This window comes from Mesorhizobium sp. M0954, assembly GCF_040319155.1.
GTDB lineage: Bacteria > Pseudomonadota > Alphaproteobacteria > Rhizobiales > Rhizobiaceae > Mesorhizobium.
This window is the reverse complement of sequence record NZ_JAMYNR010000011.1, coordinates 12033-33786: the sequence shown is the minus strand read 5'-3', so window position 1 is coordinate 33786 and position 21754 is coordinate 12033. Positions and strand designations below refer to the sequence as shown.

The 21754-nt window shown below is 63.7% G+C and carries 15 protein-coding genes; 7 read left to right on the top strand and 8 right to left on the bottom strand.

From position 1 onward, the window contains the following. Window positions 1–33: 33 nt before the first annotated feature. The 4 genes from NKH93_RS16685 to NKH93_RS16670 all read left to right on the top strand — a co-directional run bounded on the left by NKH93_RS16685 (window position 34) and on the right by NKH93_RS16670 (window position 7075). Window positions 34–1674 (top strand): acyl-CoA synthetase, encoded by a 1641-nt coding sequence (locus NKH93_RS16685; protein ID WP_352970962.1) that lies wholly within the window; start codon window positions 34–36, stop codon window positions 1672–1674. Between the two features lie 238 nt (window positions 1675–1912). After that, window positions 1913–2521: a TetR/AcrR family transcriptional regulator gene (locus NKH93_RS16680; RefSeq protein WP_352542219.1), complete on the top strand. Its 609-nt coding sequence runs from the start codon at window positions 1913–1915 to the stop codon at window positions 2519–2521. 62 nt (window positions 2522–2583) lie between these two features. After that, window positions 2584–3732 carry an efflux RND transporter periplasmic adaptor subunit gene (locus NKH93_RS16675; protein ID WP_352970959.1) on the top strand — a complete coding sequence of 383 codons (1149 nt, stop codon included), beginning with the start codon at window positions 2584–2586 and terminating at the stop codon, window positions 3730–3732. 208 nt (window positions 3733–3940) lie between these two features. Further along, window positions 3941–7075, top strand: a complete 3135-nt coding sequence (locus NKH93_RS16670) for an efflux RND transporter permease subunit (protein ID WP_352970956.1) — start codon at window positions 3941–3943, stop codon at window positions 7073–7075. A 58-nt stretch (window positions 7076–7133) separates the two neighbouring features. Here the strand turns inward: NKH93_RS16670 and NKH93_RS16665 are convergent, their stop codons facing one another. Next, the gene (locus NKH93_RS16665) at window positions 7134–7592 is read right to left on the bottom strand and encodes a helix-turn-helix domain-containing protein (RefSeq protein WP_352455217.1); all 459 of its coding nucleotides are present in this window, start codon (window positions 7590–7592) and stop codon (window positions 7134–7136) included. Beyond that, entirely contained in the window at window positions 7585–7956 is a 372-nt protein-coding gene (locus NKH93_RS16660) for a DUF4258 domain-containing protein (RefSeq protein ID WP_352472295.1), read from the bottom strand. Before NKH93_RS16660 ends, NKH93_RS16665 begins: the two co-directional genes overlap by 8 nt. Window positions 7957–8134: 178 nt before the next feature. Between NKH93_RS16660 and NKH93_RS16655 the strand changes: the two genes are divergently transcribed. The 3 genes from NKH93_RS16655 (at window position 8135) to msuE (ending at window position 11790) form a co-directional block, all read left to right on the top strand. Beyond that, window positions 8135–9628 carry an aldehyde dehydrogenase family protein gene (locus NKH93_RS16655; RefSeq protein ID WP_352970953.1) on the top strand — a complete coding sequence of 498 codons (1494 nt, stop codon included), beginning with the start codon at window positions 8135–8137 and terminating at the stop codon, window positions 9626–9628. Window positions 9629–9761: 133 nt separating this feature from the next. Next, entirely contained in the window at window positions 9762–11117 is a 1356-nt protein-coding gene (locus NKH93_RS16650; RefSeq protein WP_352502051.1) for an LLM class flavin-dependent oxidoreductase, read from the top strand. A 112-nt stretch (window positions 11118–11229) separates the two neighbouring features. Then, window positions 11230–11790 (top strand): FMN reductase, encoded by a 561-nt coding sequence (gene msuE / locus NKH93_RS16645; RefSeq protein WP_352455213.1) that lies wholly within the window; start codon window positions 11230–11232, stop codon window positions 11788–11790. Window positions 11791–11936: 146 nt separating this feature from the next. Here the strand turns inward: msuE and NKH93_RS16640 are convergent, their stop codons facing one another. The 6 genes from NKH93_RS16640 to NKH93_RS16615 all read right to left on the bottom strand — a co-directional run bounded on the left by NKH93_RS16640 (window position 11937) and on the right by NKH93_RS16615 (window position 21718). Beyond that, a complete protein-coding gene (locus NKH93_RS16640) occupies window positions 11937–13646 on the bottom strand; it encodes a trimethylamine N-oxide permease (RefSeq protein WP_352970950.1) in 1710 nt (569 codons plus the stop codon). A 276-nt stretch (window positions 13647–13922) separates the two neighbouring features. Then, window positions 13923–16292: a trimethylamine N-oxide demethylase gene (locus tag NKH93_RS16635; RefSeq protein WP_352970947.1), complete on the bottom strand. Its 2370-nt coding sequence runs from the start codon at window positions 16290–16292 to the stop codon at window positions 13923–13925. A 273-nt stretch (window positions 16293–16565) separates the two neighbouring features. Continuing rightward, window positions 16566–17195 carry a sarcosine oxidase subunit gamma gene (locus NKH93_RS16630; protein ID WP_352970944.1) on the bottom strand — a complete coding sequence of 210 codons (630 nt, stop codon included), beginning with the start codon at window positions 17193–17195 and terminating at the stop codon, window positions 16566–16568. Beyond that, window positions 17188–20172: a sarcosine oxidase subunit alpha gene (locus NKH93_RS16625; RefSeq protein WP_352970941.1), complete on the bottom strand. Its 2985-nt coding sequence runs from the start codon at window positions 20170–20172 to the stop codon at window positions 17188–17190. Before NKH93_RS16625 ends, NKH93_RS16630 begins: the two co-directional genes overlap by 8 nt. Then, the gene (locus NKH93_RS16620) at window positions 20172–20447 is read right to left on the bottom strand and encodes a sarcosine oxidase subunit delta (RefSeq protein ID WP_352970938.1); all 276 of its coding nucleotides are present in this window, start codon (window positions 20445–20447) and stop codon (window positions 20172–20174) included. The genes NKH93_RS16625 and NKH93_RS16620 overlap by 1 nt, the downstream gene beginning before the upstream one ends. Window positions 20448–20464: 17 nt before the next feature. Then, window positions 20465–21718, bottom strand: coding sequence for a sarcosine oxidase subunit beta family protein (locus NKH93_RS16615; RefSeq protein ID WP_352970936.1), 1254 nt, complete (start codon window positions 21716–21718; stop codon window positions 20465–20467). Window positions 21719–21754: the final 36 nt, after the last annotated feature.

The following is a 21754-nucleotide window of genomic DNA, read 5'->3' as shown; positions in this document are numbered from 1 at the left end:
AAGAAGGCTCGACCAGACATTGCGGAGGACGGGATGGGCAATCCCTACGAACAGGATCTCGACAGGAATCCGGCCAACCACCAGCCGCTGACGCCGCTCACCTATTTTGAGCGGGCGGCAAAAACCTTTCCCGACCAGACCGCCATCATCCATGGCCGCCAGCGCACGACCTATCGCGATTTCTGGAAGCGCTCGCTGAGGCTTGCCTCGGCGCTGGCGAAGCGCGGTATCGGCAAGGGCGACACCGTCACCGTCATGCTGTCCAACACACCGCCGATGCTGGAAGCGCATTTCGGCGTGCCGATGACCAGGGCGGTGCTGCATTCGCTCAACACCCGCCTCGACGCCGCCGTCATTGCCTTCCAGCTCGATCACGCCGAAAGCAAGGTGCTGATCGTCGACCGCGAATTCGCCGGCGTGGTTCGGCAAGCGCTGACGCTGGCCAAGGTCAGGCCGCTGCTGATCGATTACGACGATCCCGACTATGCCGCCGATGCGCCCTATGCCAAGGGCGAGCGGATCGGCACGCTGGACTACGAGGCGTTTGTCGCCGACGGCGACGAGGATTTCGCCTGGTCGATGCCGGACGATGAATGGGATGCCATTTCGCTCAACTACACCTCCGGCACGACAGGCAATCCGAAGGGCGTCGTCTGTCACCACCGCGGCGCGGCACTGATGGCCTATGCCAACACCATCCATGCCGGGATGGGCAAGCACCCGGTCTATCTGTGGACGCTGCCGATGTTCCACTGCAACGGCTGGTGCTTCCCCTGGACGCTTGCCGTGCAGGCCGGCACGCATGTCTGCCTGCGCTGGGTGCGGCCGAAGCCGATCTACGACGCCATCGCCGATCACGGCGTCACCCATCTGTGCGGTGCACCCATCGTCATGTCGGTGCTGATCAACGCCTTGGACGAGGACAAGCGGCAATTCCCGCAGACCGTCACCTTCAACACCGCCGCGGCGCCGCCGCCTGAGGCGGTGCTGTCGGGCATGGCCGATGCGGGCTTTGCCGTCACCCATCTCTACGGCCTGACCGAAACCTATGGCCCGGCCGTCGTCAACGAATGGCATGGCGAGTGGGACCTGCTGGAGAAAGGGGCGAGGGCGGCGAAGAAGGCCAGGCAAGGCGTACGCTATGCCGCGCTCGAAGGCCTGACGGTGATGGACCCGCAGACGATGCAAGAGACGCCGGCCGACGGCGAGACGATCGGCGAGGTGATGTTCCGCGGCAACATCGTCATGAAGGGCTATCTCAGGAACCGCAAGGCGAGCGATGAGGCCTTTGCCGGCGGCTGGTTCCATTCGGGCGACCTCGGCGTCATGCACCCGGACGGCTACATCCAGCTCAAGGACCGTTCCAAGGACATCATCATCTCCGGCGGCGAAAACATCTCCTCGATCGAGGTCGAGGAGGCGCTGTACAAGCATCCCGCCGTCGCTTCTTGCGGCGTTGTCGCCCGATCCGACGACAAATGGGGCGAGGTGCCGGTCGCCTATGTCGAGCTGAAGCCGGGCAAGGCGGCGACCGAGGCGGAGGTAATCGAGCACTGCCGTGCGCTGCTCGCCCGCTTCAAGGTGCCGAAAGCGGTGATCTTCGCGGAAATCCCGAAGACTTCGACGGGCAAGATCCAGAAGTTCCGGCTGCGGGAGATGGCAAAGCAGCCTTAGGGCCTGATCCGAAAACGGAACCGATTTCGGAAAGCATCTTTTCAAGATCCTTCGCAAAAAAACACGGGGCGGCGTTGCAGGCGCGCGCGGCGGAAACCACATGCGTTTCATGGGCCAACTCCGTCCAGGGATGTCACCATCTATCATCAGTAGCCAAAATCGTGCCTTGACAGGTGATGGTTTTCAATTTACGAGTGACGAAATTCTAAATTCGTCAGTCGTAAATTTGGCCAACGAGATGCTTGAAACCCTAGACACCACCGCCGATTCCGCCCGCCAGGAAAATGTCACGCGCATCCTGGATTGCGCGGAGCGATTGTTTCGCCACTACGGCTACGGCAAGACCAACGTCGCCGACATAGCGCGCGAACTCGGCATGTCGACCGCCAACATCTACCGCTTCTTCGCCTCCAAGGTGGAAATCCATCAGGCGGTTTGCGGCCGTATGCTCGAGACCTGCTACCGGTTGAGCTACGAAGCCTGCCATGGTTCCGGCACCGCCAGCGAGAAGCTCCGCCGCTATGTGCATACGCACTATCAGTGGACGCTGGAAACCATGATCGACCAGGAGAAGGTGCACGAGATGGTCATCGTCGCCATCGAGCGCGACTGGCATGTCATCGAAAAGCACATCGACCGCATCCACGACCTGGTCGCTGACGTGATCCGCGAGGGCATCGCCACCGGCGAGTTCGTCGATCAGGATCCGGTAGTCGCTTCCCGGTGTTTCGGTGCTGCCATTATCAGCCTCTCTCATCCACAGATGATGGCCCAGTGCCTCGCCAAGAAGAACCGGGCGACGCCGGACGAGCTTACCGAGTTTGCCATCAGAGCCTTGAAGAAATGACCATTGCCGCCCGTCGGGCGGTGATGTCGGCAATTCATCTCCACAATTCGGGAGTACGAAAAGTGTCTTTGTCCAAGTCCATCACCTACAGGCGACCGGCCGCCGGCCTGGCACTGATTGTCGTTGCCGCTCTCGGCCTCGCCGGCTGCTCGCAGGAGAAAGCCGAGGTCACCGAGATCATCCGCCCGGTCAAGGTGGTCGAGATCGCCAAGGCGAGCGATACCCGTCAGCTTTCCTATTCCGGATCGGTGCGCGCCCGCACCGAGATGAATCTCGGCTTTCGCATCAACGGCAAGATCACCGAGCGCCTTGTCGACATCGGTGACCGCGTCAAGCCGGGTGACGTTCTCGCCCGCGTCGATCCCACCGACTACGAGCTCTCGGTGAGAAGCTCTCAGGCCAGCCTCGATGCTGCCGACCGTCAGGTCGAGACAGTCGAGCTTACGCGCAAGCGGGCCGAACAGCTCTACGCCAAGAATTTCGCGCCGAAGTCGCAGCTCGAGCAGGCGACGCTCGCCTATAATCAGGCGGTCGCCACGCGAGACTCCGCCCGCTCGCAGCTTGCCCAGGCACAGAACCAGGTCCGCTATACCGATCTCAAGGCGGACAAGAACGGCATCGTCACATCAGTTGCCGCCGATGTCGGCCAGGTGGTCGGCTCCGGCACGCCGGTGGTGACCGTTGCCATCGACGGCGAGAAGGAAGTCCTGATCGCTGTTCCGGAAACCGATATCGCCGAATTCAAGCCGGGCAAGACCGTCAAGGCTGGCTTCTGGTCCGATGAGGCGCTGACGCTCGACGGCAAGGTCCGCGAAGTCGCCGGCAGCGCCGATCCGCAGTCGCGCACCTTTGCCGTTCGCGTCAGCCTGCCCAACGATCCTCGCGTGCTGCTAGGCATGACCGCCTCCATCGAAGCCGCGGCGGACAACCGGCAGCAACTGGTGTCGATCCCGCTGGCCGCGTTGGCGCAAAAGGACAGCCAATCGATCGTCTGGACAGTCGACCGCAACGGCGGGACCGTCCATGCGCATCCGGTCAAGGTCGCCGCCTTCACCCCCGACGGCGTCAGTGTCGCCGATGGGCTGAAGCCGGGTGACGTCGTCGTCGCCGCCGGCACGCAGTTCATGACCGAGAATCTGAAAGTCAAGCTGACCGGTGATGCAGCGCAACAGTCGGCGTCGGCCGATGACGCTGCAAGGCGCTTGCGCTGACGGCCAGGCAATTCACGGTTTCCGGGCGGCAGGCGCCCCCGATTTTCGAGATCTCAGGTCGATGTAACCCCCACGTCGATCCTCGCGTCCCACCGCGATGTAGATCTCTCAACTCGGAAAGCCACGCCGCCCGGAAGCCCACATCGGAAGTTCCTTGGGCATGCGAAAGCGCGTGCTCTGTTGATCAAATTGAAACGGACTGACGCCGATGACCATCGACACCAATGAAAAGCGGTCTTTCAATCTTTCGCGTTGGGCAATCGGCCATCCGAGCATTGCCCGCTTCCTGTTCGGGCTGATCATCGTCGCCGGTGCACTCGGCCTGATGCGCATGGGCCAGAAGGAAGACCCCGATTTCACCTTCCGCGTGATGGTCGTCCAGGCGATCTGGCCAGGCTCCTCGATCAAGGAGATGGAGGACCAGGTGGTCAACAAGATCGAGCGCAAGCTGCAGGAAACGCCGCACCTCGATTTCGTCCGCTCCTACACCCGCGCCGGCAGCGCCATCATCACCTTGCAGGTCAAGGGCGACACCAATCCAGCGCAGGTCGCCGATGCTTTCTATCAGGTGCGCAAGAAGGTCGGCGATATCGCCAATGAGCTGCCGCAGGGGCTGCTCGGGCCTTACTTCAATGATGAATTCGGCGACACGTTCATCACCCTGCATTCGATCAGCGGCGACGGCTACAGCTATCCCGAGCTGAAGAAATTCGCCATCCAGGCGCGTGACATGCTGCTGACGACGCCCGGTGTCGAGAAGGCCGTGATCATCGGCGACCAGCCGGAAAAGCTCTACATCGACGTTTCATCCAAGGTGCTTGCCGAACGCGGCCTGACGTTGACCGACCTGCAGAATGCGATCCAAGGCCAGAACAATGTCGACCCGGCAGGTTCGGTCGACACCGGCCAGCGTTCGGTGCGCATTTCGGTCGAGGGCGATGTCACCAGGGCGGCCGACATCCGCGAGCTTCGCCTGCGCGCCGGCAACCAGGTGACGCGCCTCGGCGACATCGCCACCGTGACCTCCGGCCTCGAGGATCCGTACCAGCGCAAATACCGTTTCAACGGTCACGACAGCGTCCAGCTCGGCGTCGTAATGGCCAAGGGCTTCAACGTCACCGACGTCGGCAAGGACGTCGAAGCGACCTATAAGCGCTTCGAAGAGGCGCTGCCCTATGGCGTTTCGGTCGATCAGATTTCCGACCAGCCGCATGTCGTGAAGGAGGCTGTGAGCGAGTTCATGGAAGCGCTCGGCGAAGCGCTGCTGATCGTGCTTTTCGTATCGTTCCTGTCGATCGGCTGGCGCTCGGGCCTGGTGATCGCGATCGTCATTCCGCTGGTCCTGGCCGCCACGTTCGCCATCATGTACGAGCTCGGCATCGACCTGCAGCGCATTTCGCTCGGCGCGCTGATCATCGCCCTTGGCCTCTTGGTCGACGACGCGATGATCGTCGTCGAAATGATGGAGCGAAAGCTCGAGGAAGGCTTGGTCAAGGTCGAGGCGGCGAGCTTCGCCTATTCCTCGACCGCCTTCCCGATGCTGACCGGCACGCTGATCACCACGGCCGGCTTCATCCCCGTCGGTTTCGCGGCCTCGACGGCCGGCGAATATGTGCGCACCCTGTTTTACGTCGTCGGCATCGCGCTGGTCGTGTCCTGGTTCGCGGCGGTCTATTTCACGCCGTGGCTCGGCCACATGATCCTGAAGCAGCGCAAGCACGCCGGCAACCATCACGATGTCTTCGACACGCGCTTCTACCGCCGTCTTCGCTCGACCGTTGCATGGGCGGTGCGCCACCGCATCATCGTCCTGGTGATGACGCTGATGACGTTTGCCACCAGCCTGTGGGCGTTCCAGTTCATCCCGCAGAATTTCTTCCCGCAATCGTCGCGCCCGGAAATCCTTGTCGACCTCTGGCTGCCGGAAGGCACCAGCATCAAGGAAGTCGAGACCCAGGCCAAGGCGCTCGAAGCCAGGATGATGGACGACAAGGACAAGCGCTTCATCGCCACCTATGTCGGCGAAGGCGCGCCGCGCTTCTTCCTGCCGCTCGACCAGCAGCTTCGCAACCCGAATTTCGCCCAGCTTCTGGTGATGGCCAATGACGAACCGGCCCGCGAGCGGCTGATTGTCAAGCTGCGCACCATCCTGGCCAATGATTTCCCATCGATCCGCGCCAAGGTCGACCGCCTGTTCCTTGGTCCGCCGACCGGCTGGCCGGTGCAGATGCGCGTCATGGGTCCGGATCGCCAGGAGGTGCGCCGCATCGCCGACGAGGTGAAGGCGAAGTTCCAGGCAAATCCGCTGCTCGGCGCCATCCACGACGACTGGCTGGAGCCGGTGCCGGCGATGAAGCTGGTGATCGACCAGGATCGCGCCCGTGCGCTCGGCGTCACCTCGCAGCGCATCCGCCAGACGCTGCAGGCGGCCATGTCGGGAGCGCCGCTCGATGACTTCCGCGACGGCGAGGAGACGGTTTCGATCGTCGCCCGTGAGCCGGAGGCAAGCCGTCACCTGCTGTCGGCGGTCGACTCCGTCTACATCCCGACCGATTTCGGCGGCTCCGTGCCGCTGTCGCAGGTCGCCAAGGTGGTCCCGGTGCTGGAGCAAGGCGTCGAATGGCGGCGCGACCGCTTGCCGACCATCAGCGTACGCGCCACGCTGCCGGACGGCGTGCAGCCGAACGATGTCGCCATGAAAATGTACAGCGAGATGCAGGGCCTGCGCGCCAGCCTCGCACCCGGCTACAAGATCGAGATACAGGGCGGCGCCGAGGATGCGGCCGAAAGCCAGGCCTCGATTGCGGCGAAAGCGCCGATCATGCTGGCCGTCATCGTCGTGCTGCTGATGATCCAGCTGCAGCATTTCGGCAAGGCCATGCTGGTGCTGGCGACCGGTCCGCTCGGCATCATCGGCGCGGCGGCGGCACTTTTGATCAGCGGCGCGCCGTTCGGCTTCGTCGCCATCCTCGGTGTCATCGCCCTGCTCGGCATCATCATGCGCAACTCGATCATCCTGGTCGATCAGATCGACCAGGACATCGCCGCCGGCGTGGAGCGTTCCGAGGCCATCATCGGCTCGGCGGTGCGCCGGTTCCGGCCGATCGTGCTGACGGCGCTGACGGCGGTGCTGGCGCTGATCCCGATCTCGCGTGGCGTCTTCTGGGGGCCGCTCGCCTACGCCATGATGGGCGGCATTCTCGTCGCCACGGTGCTGACCATCCTTGTCCTGCCGGCAGCCTATGCGCTGTTCTTCGGCAGGGAGCCCAAGAAGGTGGTGGAGCAGCCGGCCGAGACGGAAGAAAAGAACGAAAGGCCGCAACTGGCCCTGGCGGCCGAATAGCGGTCGAGCGAACGTCTTCCATAGATAACCCCGCCGAGGCGGGGTTATCAGGGTCGGGTCAGGCCGCAATCAGTTCGTACGGCCGAGCATCGTTATTCATTTTCTGTATTTTGATCGGTTGCTCGTCCGCGGTAGGAACGCTCCGACGCGACAACTCATCGATTCCCGCGTCAACAGGCAGCCCCAGCTTTTCGATTGCCAAACGACGCACCAGGGCCTCAGCCGAGCTGTCAATGTCGATTTCGTTGCGCTCCCATCGGCCAATCGACTGCTTGTCACGGTGGACCATGGCGGCCAATTCAGCTTGGGTCAGACCCATTTCGGAGCGCAGGAAACGAAGCTCGTCCCCGCTCATGCCCTTGGCATGGCTTACGATCCCAAGCGCGATTACTTGATGCAGTTCATTCACAGCAGGAATCGTGATGATGTCGTCGCCATCGTCATCCACCTCAACGGCGATGCCTTCGATGTAAACGTTGAGCAGACCGCTTTCTGTGTAGTGGTGTGCGTTATTCATCAGCTTCAACTCCAATTATCGAGCCCGCTTTTCGCTCGAACTCATCGATCCACATGACCGAAATAACTTTGACGAGACATCCGTTCTTGGAAGGGATGATAACGACCCCGATGGATCGACTCCCGCTGTTCGGTGTCTTGCACTCCACGCGATAACGGAAATGACCCGGCCGGGTTGCGGGCACAGGTGGTTGGTACACATTTCCAAACTTGAGCGCATGCAGCACATCAGACATGATCAAGCCGCGTTCGGAAAGCCGATCCTGCGCATGCAGCTTGTACGAGATGTTTAGTTTCAGATTTCTCGCGATAGATCTTATTTCAATCGTCGCACGGCCGGCATCCCAAGGTTGCGTGATCGTCACAAATCCCCCTTCTATGGCATTCCTTCCGGTGCTTCATCTATCATGGTGATACCTTACATAAGTGCTGAACGTCAATAAACAAGCGGCATGCCATTGACGCCCGTTGGGTGGTGACAAATTCGCTACCGAACACAGGACGACACCGCTATTAAGACTAGCGCGTGGTTGGAGGACAGTCATGACCATAGCTCAGACAAAGGCACCGCTGCGGCTGCCGATCGACGGGCGCCATCGCCGGATGTTCATCGGCGGCGGCTGGGTCGATGCCCGCTCCGGTCGGACCACGGAGAGCCGCAATCCCGCCACCGGCGCGGTCATCGCCACGGTGCCGCGCGCCGACCGCCAGGACATCGACTTGGCGGTGACTGCTGCGCGCAAGGCGTTCGAGGGCCCGTGGAGCCGGTTCAAGCCTTACGAGCGGCAGGTGCTGCTGCTGAGGATCGCCGACCTCTTCGAAAAGCACTGGGAAGAGATCAGCCGCTCCGACACCACCGACATGGGCATGCCGATCATACGCACCCGCGCCAATCGCAACCGGGTCATCGGCATGCTGCGCTACTATGCCGGCATGGCGACGGCGCTGCACGGCGAGACGATCGACAACTCGCTGCCCGGCGAAATCGTCTCGTTCACCCACAAGGAGCCGGTCGGCGTCGTCGGCGCCATCATTCCCTGGAACGCGCCAACGGCGGCGTCGATCTGGAAGATCGGCCCGGCGCTGGCGACCGGCTGCACCATCGTGCTGAAACCATCGGAAGAGGCGCCGCTGACGCCGCTTTTGATCGCCGACATCATGAACGAGGCCGGCGTTCCGGAAGGCGTCGTCAACATCGTCACCGGCACCGGCACCGAGGCAGGTGCCGCACTCGCCGAGCATATGGGCGTCGACAAGATCGTCTTCACCGGCTCGACGGCGACCGGCCAGTCGATCGTGCGGGCCTCGGCCGGCAACCTCAAGCGCGTCTCGCTGGAGCTCGGCGGCAAGTCGCCGGTCATCGTCTGCGCCGATGCCGATCTCGACAAGGCGGTGCCGGTGGCGGCGATGTCGGTGTTCGCCAATTCCGGCCAGATCTGCATCGCCGGTTCGCGCCTTTTCGTCGAACGCGCCGTCCATGACGAGTTCGTCGAGCGGCTCGCGGCATACGCCAAGGGTCTCAGGGTCGGCGACGGCATCGACCCGGCGACCGAGATCGGTCCGCTCGTCTCCGAAAAGCAGCTGCAACGGGTCACCGGTTACCTCGAGGCCGGCACCGCGGAAGGGGCGAAACTCGTCACCGGAGGCACCCGGCTTGTGGAAGGCGCGCTTGGCGCCGGCAATTTCGTCGCGCCGACTGTCTTTGCCGGCGTCTCGGACGACATGAAGATCGCCCGTGAGGAGATCTTCGGGCCGGTGATTTCAGCCTTGCCGTTCGATACGCGGGACGAGGCGGTCGAGCGGGCCAACAACACGCCTTACGGCCTGGCTGCAGGGGTCTTCACCCAAAATCTCGCCACCGCCCACCAGCTGTCGCGCAAGATCCGCGCCGGCTCGGTCTGGGTCAATACCTATCACGCCATCGATCCGGCCGTGCCCTTCGGCGGCTACAAGATGAGCGGCTACGGCCGCGAGGGCGGCGCCGAGCACCTCGCCGAATATCTCAACACCAAGGGCGTGTTCATCAAGATCGATTGATTTGTCCGCCGCCCGCACAAAAAATGCTCCCCGACGCCGGTTTTGCAAAACAGAATTCCTTCCCATGGCCGCAAAGCCATCCCATGCTCGAGCAATTGGAGCGTTACGCTCGTCGTCATCGGTGCGTTTTTCCATGGCAGAAAATCGACAATTGCGGCTTGGCGCTTTCATGCGGCCCGTCAGCCTTCATACCGGCGCCTGGCGCTACCCGGGCGCCTATCCCGACGCCAACTTCAATTTCGCGCATCTCAAGCACTTCGCGCAAAGGCTGGAAGCGGCAAAGTTCGACGCCTTCTTCATGGCCGACCACCTGGCCGTGCTCAACATGCCGATCGAGGCGCTGCGGCGCAGCCACACGGTCACGTCCTTCGAGCCGTTCACGCTGTTGTCGGCGCTTGCCGCCGTCACCGATCGTATCGGGCTGATCGCAACCGCCTCGACGACGTTCGACGCGCCGTACCACATCGCCCGTCGTTTCGCCTCTCTCGACCATATCAGCGGCGGGCGCGCCGGCTGGAATATCGTCACCACATCCAATCCCGACGCCGCGCTGAATTTCGGCCTCGACGAGCATGTCGAGCACGACGAGCGCTATCGCCGGGCGCGGGAGTTTTACGATGTCGTCACCGGCCTGTGGGACAGTTTTGCCGACGATGCCTTCATCCGCGACGCCGAAAGCGGGCTCTATTTCGATCCGGCGAAGCTGCATGTGCTCGACCATAAGGGCGAATATCTTTCGGTGCGGGGACCGCTCAATATCGCGCGGCCGGTGCAGGGCTGGCCGGTCATCGTGCAGGCCGGCGCGTCGGAGGCCGGACGGCAGCTCGCGGCGGAAACGGCCGAGGTGATCTTCGCCGCCCATGCCGATCTCGCCTCGGGGCAGCGCTTCTTTGCCGACGTCAAGGGACGTGCGCAAAAACTTGGCCGGTCGCGCGACGACATCAAGATCCTGCCCGGCGCCTTCGTCATTGTCGGCGAGACCGTCGAGGAGGCGCAGACGAAGCGGGCCAAGCTCGACAGCCTCGTCTACTACGAGAGCGGCGTCGCCTCGCTGTCGATCGCGCTCGGCCACGACGCGTCGCGGTTCGATCCGGATTCAGTCTTGCCCGAAATCCCGGAAAGCAACGCCAGCAAGAGCGGCCGCGAGCGCGTCATCGAACTGGCGCGCAAGGAAAACCTGACCGTCAGGCAGCTTGCGCAGCGGCTGGGCGGCTATTCCGGTCTTGCCTTCGTCGGCACTTCGAAAACCATCGCCGACGAGATGGAGGAATGGCTGGTCACCGAAGGCTCGGACGGGTTCAACGTTATGTTCCCCTATCTTCCCGCCGGATTGGATGATTTCGTCGAGAAAATCGTGCCCGAATTGCAGCGGCGCGGCATTTTCAGGAGCGAATACGAAGGATCGACCCTGCGCGAAAATCTTGGCCTGAAGCGGCCGCCAAACCGGTTCTTCCAACCTGAGACGGCAGCGATCCGCAAAGCTGGCTAGAACCGGTAATGATTTTAAACCGTGGCAAGCATCCGTTCTTTTCGTTCGGCCCGAATGTCCATAGGGTCAGCAGCGGGCTGGCAGCCCGAAATCATCGCGAGGGCTTCGCATCATGACCAATCCGGCCGTTGTCGGTTTCTCAGGCAATTTCACCCGGCCGTCCAAGACGCGCGGCTTCGTCGATCGTATCGTGAACGAGGTAGCCGGCAGATATGGCCTGGCCGCCAGCACGCATGACGTCGTCGACCTCGGCCCCAGCCTCGGTGGCGCCAAATGGGCGCGTGAACTGGATGCGCAAGCGGGCGATATCCTCAAGCGCGTCGTCGCGGCGGACGTGCTCGTCGTTGGCTCGCCCACCTACAAGGGCAGCTATACCGGCCTGTTCAAACACTTCTTCGATCTTGTCGACCCAACGGCGCTCAGGGGCAAGCCGGTGGTGCTGCTGGCGACCGGCGGCGGCGACCGGCATGCGCTGATCATCGAGCACCAGCTGAGACCGCTGTTCGGCTTCTTCGAGGCCTTTACGCTGCCGACCGCGATCTACGCTTCGGACAGGGATTTCATCGACGGCGTGCTTGCGTCCGAGACGATCCAGGCGCGCGTCGGACAGGTCCTCGAGGATATCGGTGCAGCGCTTGGCGGTCGCTCCCGCGCCGGCACCGCTGCCGAATAGCCCCTAAAAAGAAAAACCCGCCTCAGCGGCGGTCTCGGGGCGAATCAGCACCATATGGAAATTAGTAGCATAGCTGCCGGCACAAAGCAAGAACAAAATGCAGGGACCGAGCGCGCCTTGCACGCCCGATCCCTCAAGGCAAGCCGTCAGATGACGAACAGCCAGTTGGCGAGCAGCATCACCACGACGCCGGCGACGAGCGTCAGATAGGGCAGCATCCCCGCCTTTTTCACCGCAAGGTCGGACGAGCTCATGCCGAGATCGGCCAGCATGTGGTCGGGGAATTTGCCCTTGTCCTGGATGTAATGCCTGAAGCAGAACACCGGGATGATCAAGGCTGCCGTGATCAGCCCGGCCCACAATGCCATCGGGTTCCAGACCTTGGCTCCGGCGCCCATGAAGACCGCGTTGACGTAGGCAAAGAAGGCGCCGAGGCCGAGCAGCCAGCTCGGCGCCTTCCATGGCCGCGCGATGTGGCCATTGTCGATGCGGTGGATCCAGCCGGCATTGAGATTGAGGAAGTTGAAGATGATGTAGCCGCAATTCGACACGGCGAGGATGAAGAAGAAGCTCGTCGCGTCGGCCGAGGCGATGGCCAGCACGATCAGGTTGAAGATCAGGTCGGTCCACATCGCCCGCGTCGGGGCGCCGTGCTCGTTGACATGGCTGAGATAGCGCGGCAGCCAGCCGTCGACCGAACCTTGATAGAGCGTGCGCGAGGAGCCGGCCATCGCCGTCATGATGCATAGCACCAGCGCCAGGATCATCAGCATCACCAGCAGGCTGTGGATCAGCTGTCCGCCGCCGACCATGCCGGCCAGCGCATCGGCAACGCCGGAGCCATCGACGATCGGCGTCGCCAGCATGCCGTTCAAGCCGAGCACGCCCTGGAAGGTGAACGGCACCAGGATGAACAGCAGCATACACAGCAGGCCGGAATAGAAGATCGCCTTGAAGGTATCGGTGCCCGGGTTCTTGAACTCGGAGGTGTAGCAGACCGCAGTCTCGAATCCGTAGGTCGACCATGCCGCGATGAACATGCCGCCGAGCACCAGCGTCCAGCCGGCGATGTTCCACGCGCCGGGCTCCGGCGCATAGGCTGCCGCGAGCGGCACCAGCGGCGAGAAGTTTGCCCAGTTGATCTGGCCGGTGACGATCGGCACCACGCCGACGATCAGCATCGGGATGATGACCAGCAGGCCGATATATTTCTGCACGTTGGCCGTGCCCAGGATGCCGCGATGCTGGATCGAGAAGATGATCAGCATCAGCACCGCGCCGATGAAGAAGGTGGCGTTGAAGGTGAAGGAAACCGGGCCAAGCGTGTGACCGTAGAGCGTCCAGTTACGGATCGCCGGCGTCGCCGCCGCGGTGACCGCGGTGATGGCGTCGGCGGCGCTGGTTCCGGCATGGGCCGCAATATAGGCGGCGACTTCCGGCGAAGTGTCGGTGAACAGCGGCACCGGCGCCAGTGCGTTGAGGATATAGGCGGCGGCGATCGAGCAGCCGAGCGACAGCACCGGCGACCAGGCGAACCAGTTGCACCACACCGAAAGCGGCGCGATGAATTTCGAATAGCGCAGCCACGCGGTGGCGCCGTAGACCGAGGCGCCGCCGGATTTGTTCGGGAACAGCCCGGCGATCTCCGCATAGGTGAAGGACTGCAGGAAGCCCATGACCATGGATACGGCCCAGATCAGGAAGGCCAGTGTTCCGGTGGTGCCGGCGATGCCGCCGATCGAAAACAGGACAAGGGCCGGAACGCCGCTTGCCACCCAGAAGGCGCCGCGCCAGTCGATGTTCCGGTGCAGCTGCCCTTCGGCAGGCGGCACCAAGGCGGTGACTATCGTGCTCATTTACGTGGATTCCCCATTTTTGATGTTCCCCATCGGCAACAGCCGCAATCTCGCGAGGCGTCATCGACGCTCACGTTGAACGGCCCCAGGCGTTTTCCGCTCAGTAGTATTTTTTTCTTAGCAGTGAAGATTGACCCAAGGCGCTTTCACGTCAAGTGGTTTGTGACGCTTTGCACATTGCGTTTGTGAAACAGTCGAGCTTCGCTGGCGCTGCCAACGGGTGCGGTCTTCCTTCTCCCCTTGTTGTGGGAGAAGGGAAGAACCAGACAGCGTCGGTCAGGAGCGCGGCCTGGTCTTTTGCGGGTCGTAATGGGCGAAGGCGACGACGCGCGCCGGCAGCCGCTTGCTGTGACCATCGAGCTTGCCTATCTCGACCTCGGTGCCGATCGCCGAATGCGTGACGTCGAGCCTGGCCAACGCGATGGTCTTGTTCAGCACCGGCGAACGCATGCCGGAGGTGACGACGCCGATCTGCGCCCGGCCGATATGCACGCAATCGCCGTGGCCGACGGCGACATTGGCGTCGACGTCGAGGCCGACCAGCTTCTTCTGCGGGTTTTCCTTGCGCCGGATCAGTGCCTCGCGGCCGATGAAATCGTCGCTCTTGGTCTTCAGCGGTACGGTGAAGCCGATGCCGGCCTCGAACGGGTCGGTCTGGTCGGAAAACTCGTGAGCAGCAAAGATCAGCCCGGCCTCGATGCGCACCATATCGAGCGCCTGCAGCCCCATCGGCTTCAGGCCGTGCGGCTGGCCGGCCTGCCAGATCGCGTCGAACACCTTTTCGGCGTCGCGCGGATGGCACCAGATCTCATAGCCGAGCTCGCCGGTGTAGCCGGTGCGCGAGACAACGACCGGAATGCCGTTGCCGCCGCCGATGCGGGCGACGGCGAAACGGAACCATTCGAGCTCGTCGATCGACGGCTGCAGCGGCGAGGTCCAGATGATCTGCCGCAGGATGTCGCGGCTTTTCGGCCCCTGCACGGCAACATTGTGCATCTGGTCGGTCGAGGAGCGCACCAGCACGGTGAGGCCGAGTTTTTGCGCCGTTTCCCGCAGCCATTCGCCGGATAGATCGTCGCCGCCGACCCAGCGGAAATTATCCTTGCCGAGCCTGAGCAGCGTGCCGTCGTCGATCATGCCGCCATGCTCGTAGCACATGGCGGAATAGACGACCTGGCCGACGCCGAGCTTCTTGATGTCGCGGGTCAGCGTGTATTGCAGCAGCGCCTCGGAGTCCGGCCCGGTGACCTCGAACTTGCGCAGCGGCGACAGGTCCATGATCACGGCGTCCTGCCGGCAGGCCCAGTATTCAGCGATCGGGCCTTGCCTGGCGAAGGAATTGGCCAGCCAATAGCCCTTGTACTCGACGAAGTTGCGGGTGTGCTTGGCAAAGCTCGAATGAAAGGCGGTCTCGCGGGTCATTTTCGGTTCCGAATCGGGCGTCATGCGTCTGGCGATCGCTCGCGAGAATTTGTGCTGGCCGCGATAGGTTCGCACATGGATGTCGGTCAGGTTCCAGCCATTGGCCGGCGTCGTATCGTCGGGGCAGGCGGACGAGACGCAGACGATGTCCGTGAGCGCCTTGAGTAGCACATAGTCGCCCGGCCGCGACCACGGCTCGTCCGATACCACGACGCCATGCGCGTCGATGGCCGTGTTGAAGAAGAAGTTGATCGCCATCCAGCCGGCGCGAGGCGTGACACCCTTGTCGGCCAGCGCGCGGTTGAAATTCTCCGAGCAGTTGGGATGGCCGGGATAACCGATGTCGTCGTAATATTTGGCCGCGCAGGCGAGCGCGAATGCATCGTGGCGGCCGCAAGTGTCCTGCACAACCTCGACCAGCGGCTCCATGTCCTGGTCGCAGTATTTTGAGTGCAGACCGGGCATCGGATAGCTCGAACCCATCAGCGTGCGCGTCGTCGTCACGTCGAGCGGATGATCGCGGCCCTTGTCCAGCTTGCGCGCCGAAAAGCACTGGAAGTCGGTGCATTGGCGCCCGTCGACATCGATGATCTGCAGATAGTCGCCCGCCTTGACGAAGTAGGCCTCCGCCGTCGCCGAATGGACGCGCAGGTCGAGCACGGGATCGGCCAGCGGGTCGGCAAGCCTGGATTTCGCTGCCGGGCGGATGGTGGCGCGGCGGACGATGACGCTAAGCGGCGTCGCCGTATCGTGGCCGTCGACCAGCATCGGCCCGCCGGGCGCGGCAATCAGCATCGACCCATCGCGGGCGACGGTAAAAGTCTGTTCGGTACCGGCAGGGGTGGCGCCGCCGAAAACGCGAACCGCCTTCGCCTGGTCGAGCTGCACCTGGCGCCGCTCGAGCCCCCGGCGCAAGGATGCGAGGCTGTCGTCGCCTTCGGCCAGCAGCGCCTTGATGCCGGCGGCATTGCTGTTCGATTTCTCGCCGAGAATGCCGGGATCGGTCGCGTCGCTGCTGTCCCATGCCAGCAGCTCGCAGGCCTGCCCGCCCTCGACATCGCGCACGGTGACAATGTCGCCGGCCTCGACCTCGATCAGCACCGCGCCATTGCCCTGAACCGAGTAGCGCTCCATCGCGGCCGGCAGCGTAATCTGGCCTGGCCGCAGGATCAGGCTCGGCCGGGGCGGTCCGGCGACGACGGCGGGGTAGGGCGACTGGCTCATCTCAACCTTGGTTTCGAGAAACAAGTTTGCCTGTGTGTGAAATTATTTTAGCGGGAAGAATAGGATAGAAGAGCCGGAGTTGGCAAGTGAAGGCGAGGCGCGCGCCTCTTCCTTCTCCCCTTGTGGGAGAAGGTGGATCGGCGCGCCGCGCCGAGACGGTTGAGGGGTGTTGGACGGAGTGCCGTCATAGCCAAGCTGGAGCACCCCTCATCCGACCGAGCTTCGCTCGGCCACCTTCTCCCACAAGGGGAGAAGGGAAGGTGGCGCACAATCCTACCCCAACTCCTCCAAATGCCCGATCTCGACGCCATACTCGGCGGCAGCGTCCAGCATCGTATGCGACAGGCTTTCCGCGAAGGTGGCGAACACCAGAAGATTGAACACCGCCTGTCCGTCCGGCCGGTCATTGCCGCGCCAGAGATTGATGCTGGTGTGATCGACCGCGGTCGCCGCAGCGGTGCCGGCCGGGAACGCCGCGGGGTGCAGGTCTAGTGACGACAGTTTGGCCAGCATCGCGCGCGCCTTTTCTCCGGAAACGCTGATCAGCGCGCGAGCATGCGACTGGTCGGACAACGAGGCGGATTGCGCAAACGTCTGGCTCAGCGGTTCGCTCGCGTGCTTGCCGCCATTGGACAGGACCAGGAACTGATCCGGTCCCGACCAGATCAGCGTAGCGTCGGGAGTTCGGGTCGCCTTGGGCGTTTCCGGGGCGGCAACCCCGAAGCGGGTTTCGGCGGCCTTCGCCAGTTCTGCCGCTTTGCCGCGCCGCGCCATCACCTGGATCAGGTCCAAATTGCGGATCTCGGTGAGCGATACGCCGGCCGCCGTGCCGCGTGCGCCATAGGCGCCGACAACAAGCGCTTTCTCCAGCGGACTGCGGGCAATCCAGGAAAACTCAGCCACGCTGGCGCCCTCCATCGGGATCGTAGAAGACCGGGCTGCACAGCTCGACGTCGTAGTCTTCGCCGCGCAGCGGGTCATGCGCATGGACGATCTCGCCGATGCGCTCGCGGCCACGCTCAACAAGCGCCAGCCCGATCCACTGGTCGAGCATGGGCGAGAAGCAGACCGAAGTGACATAGCCCTGGTCGTTGCCGGGACCGGGCGTCTCGCCTTTCGGAATGATATGCGCGCCGGAGCGCAGGCGGCGCGTCTTGTCGACCGGCTTGATGCCGACGACGACCTGCCGGTCTGGGGCAATCAGCGCCTCGCGCCCGGCCATGACGTGGCCGATGAAGTCTTTTTTGGTCGACATCATCTTGCCGAGGCCGAGGTCGGCGGCGGTCGTCGTGCCGTTCAGCTCCGGGCCGGCGACATGGCCCTTTTCGATGCGCATGACGCCGAGCGCCTCGGTGCCGTAGGGCGTAACGCCGAACGGCTTGCCGGCCAGCATCAAATTGCGCACCAGCGCCTCGCCATAGCGGGCGGGAACCGAAATCTCGAACGCCATTTCGCCCGAAAACGAGATGCGGAACAGCCGCGCCTTGATGCCACCGCGAAGCGTGACTTCCCGCGCCCCCATGAAGGGAAAGCCCTCGTTCGACAAATCCTCCGCCGGATCGACGATTTCCCGAAGCAGGTCCCGGGTCTTCGGCCCGGCGATCGAGAACTGCGCCCATTGATCGGAGACGGATGTCAGCTGCACGTCGAATTCGGGGAACAGCACCTGCCGGCAGAATTCGAGATGCTGCATCACCAGCCCGGCCTTGGCGGTGGTGGTGGTCAGGAAATAGCGGTCCTCGGCCAGCCGTGACGTCGTGCCGTCGTCATAGACGATGCCGTCCTCGCGCAGCATCAGCCCGTAGCGGGCTTTACCGACGGCGAGATTGGAGAAGGTGTTGATGTAGACGCGGTCGAGAAAGGCGCCGGCATCCGGGCCGCGCACGTCGATCTTGCCGAGCGTCGAGACATCGCAGAAGCCGACGCCGGAGCGCACCGCCTTGACCTCGCGGGTGACCGATTCCAGCCAGTCCTTTTCGCCGGCGCGCGGATACCATTGCGCGCGCTTCCACAGGCCGGTGTCGACGAACACCGCGCCCTGTTCGGCTGCCCAGTGATGCGACGGCGTCAGCCTCGTCGCATGGAAGTCTTCGTCGCGATGATGGCCGGCGAAGGCGCCGATGGCGACCGGCACATAGGGCGGGCGGTAGATCGTCGTGCCGGTTTCGGGGATCGATTTGCCGCTGATTGCCGCCATGATGGCGAGACCGGCGACGTTCGAGGTCTTGCCCTGGTCGGTGGCCATGCCGAGCGTCGTATAGCGCTTGAGATGCTCGACCGATTCGAAACCTTCGCGCTGCGCCAGCTCGATGTCGGACGCGGTCACGTCATGCTGGTAATCGACGAAGGCTTTCCCTTTGCCGGCCACATACCAAAGCGGCGTCAGCGAAAACGCCTCGCTGTCGGCGACCGGCGATGTGCCGGCATTGCCGCCGCGTCCAGCACTCTGCGCTGCCGCAGCACCCGCGGCAAAGCCCTGGCGCAGGCAGTCGCCCAGCCCGAAGGCGCCGTTGGCGGCGCCGACGGCCATCATGCCGGGCGGCGCACCATCCGGCACGAAGGCTGCGATATCGTCCTGCCATTTCGGCCGGCCGCGATGATAGGAGGTCAGCCCGACCGCCGGATTCCAGCCGCCGGACACGGCAAGCCCGTCGGCTTCGACTTCCGCCCGTGCGCCGCCGGTCAGCGCCACCACGATTTTCCGGACCCCGTCCTTGCCGCCTTCGACCCCGCTGACCGAGCCGTTGAGCACGGCAAAGCCGCCCTTGGCGGCAAGCGCTCGATGCGCGGCGGAGACGTCCGGGCGCGCATCGACGACCGCCGCGATCTGCAAACCGGCGCCAAGCGCGGTCTCGACCGTGCGCCAGCCATCCTCATTGTTGGTGAACAGCGCGATCCTCCTGGCAGGGGCAACCGCGTAGCGCGCGACATAGGTCCGCATAGCCGAAGCCATCATCACGCCCGGCGTGTCGTTACCGGCAAAGACGATGGGTCGCTCGATGGCGCCGGCGGCGACGACGCAGCGCTTGGCCACGATCCGCCACAGCCGCTGGCGCACCTGGTGCTCGGGCGGCGAGGGCAGGTGGTCGTTGACCCGCTCGATGGCGCCATAGGTGCCGCCATCATAGACGCCGAACAATGTCGTGCGGGTCATGATGCGGACATCGGGCAGTGCGGCGAGTTCGGCCAGCGTGCGCGTAATCCATTCGGCCGCCGGCGCGCCGTCGATCATGCCGCCGTCGGCGAGCAGACGGCCGCCAAGCGCAAAATCTTCCTCGCACAGGATGACGCGGGCGCCGCCGCGTCCGGCCGCCAGTGCCGCAGCCAGCCCGGCCGGGCCGGACCCGGCAATCAGCACGTCGCAATGCGCCCACGCCTTGTCGTAATGGTCGGGATCGGCGACGCCAGCAGCGCGGCCGAGCCCGGCGGCGCGGCGAATCGTTGGCTCGTAGATCGTCTCCCAGAATTTCGCCGGCCACATGAAGGTCTTGTAGTAGAAGCCGGCGACGAAGATCGGCGCGAACAGCTGATTGACTGCCATCAGATCGTGGCGCAGCGACGGCCAGCGGTTCTGGCTGGCGGCTTCGAGCCCGTCATAGAGTTCGGCCGTGGTCGCTTTGGTGTTCGGCTCGCGCCGCGCTCCGCTGCGCAGTTCGACCAGCGCGTTGGGCTCCTCCGAACCAGCGGTCAGGATGCCGCGCGGCCGATGGTATTTGAACGAGCGGCCGACCAGCTTGACGCCGTTGGCGATCAGCGCCGAGGCCAGCGTGTCGCCCTGGAAGCCGGCAAAGCTCTTGCCGTCGAAGCGGAAGGCCAGCGGCGCGGCGCGATCGATGAGACCGCCGCTCTCCAGCCGGTGTGTCTGCGCGGGCCCAACCATCAGCGCCCAACCTCGGCGGCACCAATGCCTGCAGCCGGTTCGACCGCCGAAATCTCGTGCGTCAGCGTGTTGCGGGCGACCTTCAGCCAGGCCCGGCAGCCGCCGCCATGGTACCAGTATTCGCTCATCGGCCCGGCGATGTTGTCGCGCAGATAGACGTAGTCGAAGACCTCGTCGTCGGTGGCGCCGGCCGCCGGACGCACCGGCTTGGCGTCGCCCAGATAGGTGAACTCCCCGAGTTCGCGTTCGCCGCAGAAGGGACAGACAATGCGCATGCTTCTTCAGCCAGCCTTTAATGCAGGTTCGGTTGGGCGCCTTGGCCCTTTTCGTCGATCATCGCACCTCGCCGGAAGCGGTCGAGACGAAAGCGGGCAGCCTCCTTGTGCGGCTCGTCGCGCGCCAGCAGATGGGCAAAGACCAGGCCGGAGCCGGGCGTCGCCTTGAAGCCGCCATAGCACCAGCCGGCGTTGAGATAGAGCCCGTCGACCGGTGTTTTGTCGATGATCGGCGAGCCGTCCATCGACATGTCCATGATGCCGCCCCACTGACGCAGAAGCCGTATCCGGCCGATCATCGGCATCAGCGCCATGCCGCCTTCGCAGACGTCTTCCATGACAGGCAGATTGCCGCGCTGGGCGTAGGAATTGTAGCCGTCTATGTCGCCGCCGAAGACCAGGCCGCCCTTGTCGGACTGGCTGACGTAGAAATGCCCGGCGCCGAACGTCATGACATTGGGGATCAGCGGCTTGATCGCCTCGGAGACGAAGGCCTGCAGCACATGGCTTTCGATCGGCAGCCGCATGCCGGCCATCGCCGCGACGCGCGACGAGGAGCCGGCGACCGCCATGCCGACCTTGGCCGCGCCGATCCTGCCGCGGCTCGTCTCGACGCCGGTCACCTTGCCGCTGCCATCGCGGACAAAGCCGGTCACCTCGCAGTTCTGGATGATGTCGACGCCGAGCGCGCTCGCCGCATGCGCGCAGCCCCAGACCACGGCATCGTGGCGCGCCGTGCCGCCGCGTCGCTGCAAAAGCCCGCCTTGCACTGGAAAGCGCGCATTGTCGAAGTTCAGGAACGGCATCATCTTCCTGACCGCCGCCAGATCGAGCAGTTCGGCATCGATGCCGTTGATGCGCATGGTGTTGCCGCGCCGCGCATAGGCGTCGCGCTGCGCGTCGGAATGGTAGAGGTTGATGACGCCGCGCTGGCTGACCATGGTGTTGTAGTTGAGGTCCTGCTCCATCCGTTCCCACAGCTTCATCGAAAGCTCGTAGAAACCGGTATTGCCGGGCAGCCCGTAATTGGAGCGGATGATGGTGGTGTTGCGGCCGGCATTGCCGGAGCCGATCCAGCCTTTTTCCAGCACCGCGACATTCCTGATGCCGTATTCGCTGGCGAGGAACCATGCCGTCGCCAGGCCATGGCCGCCGCCGCCGATGATCACCACGTCGTAGTGGCTCTTCGGGCTGGCGTCGCGCCAAGTGCGCTGCCAGTTCTTGTGGCCGGAAAATGCCGCCCGGGCGAGGGAGAAGATCGAGTATTTCATGAACCTGTTTCGCGCCGGGCGTGCAACAATTCCGGA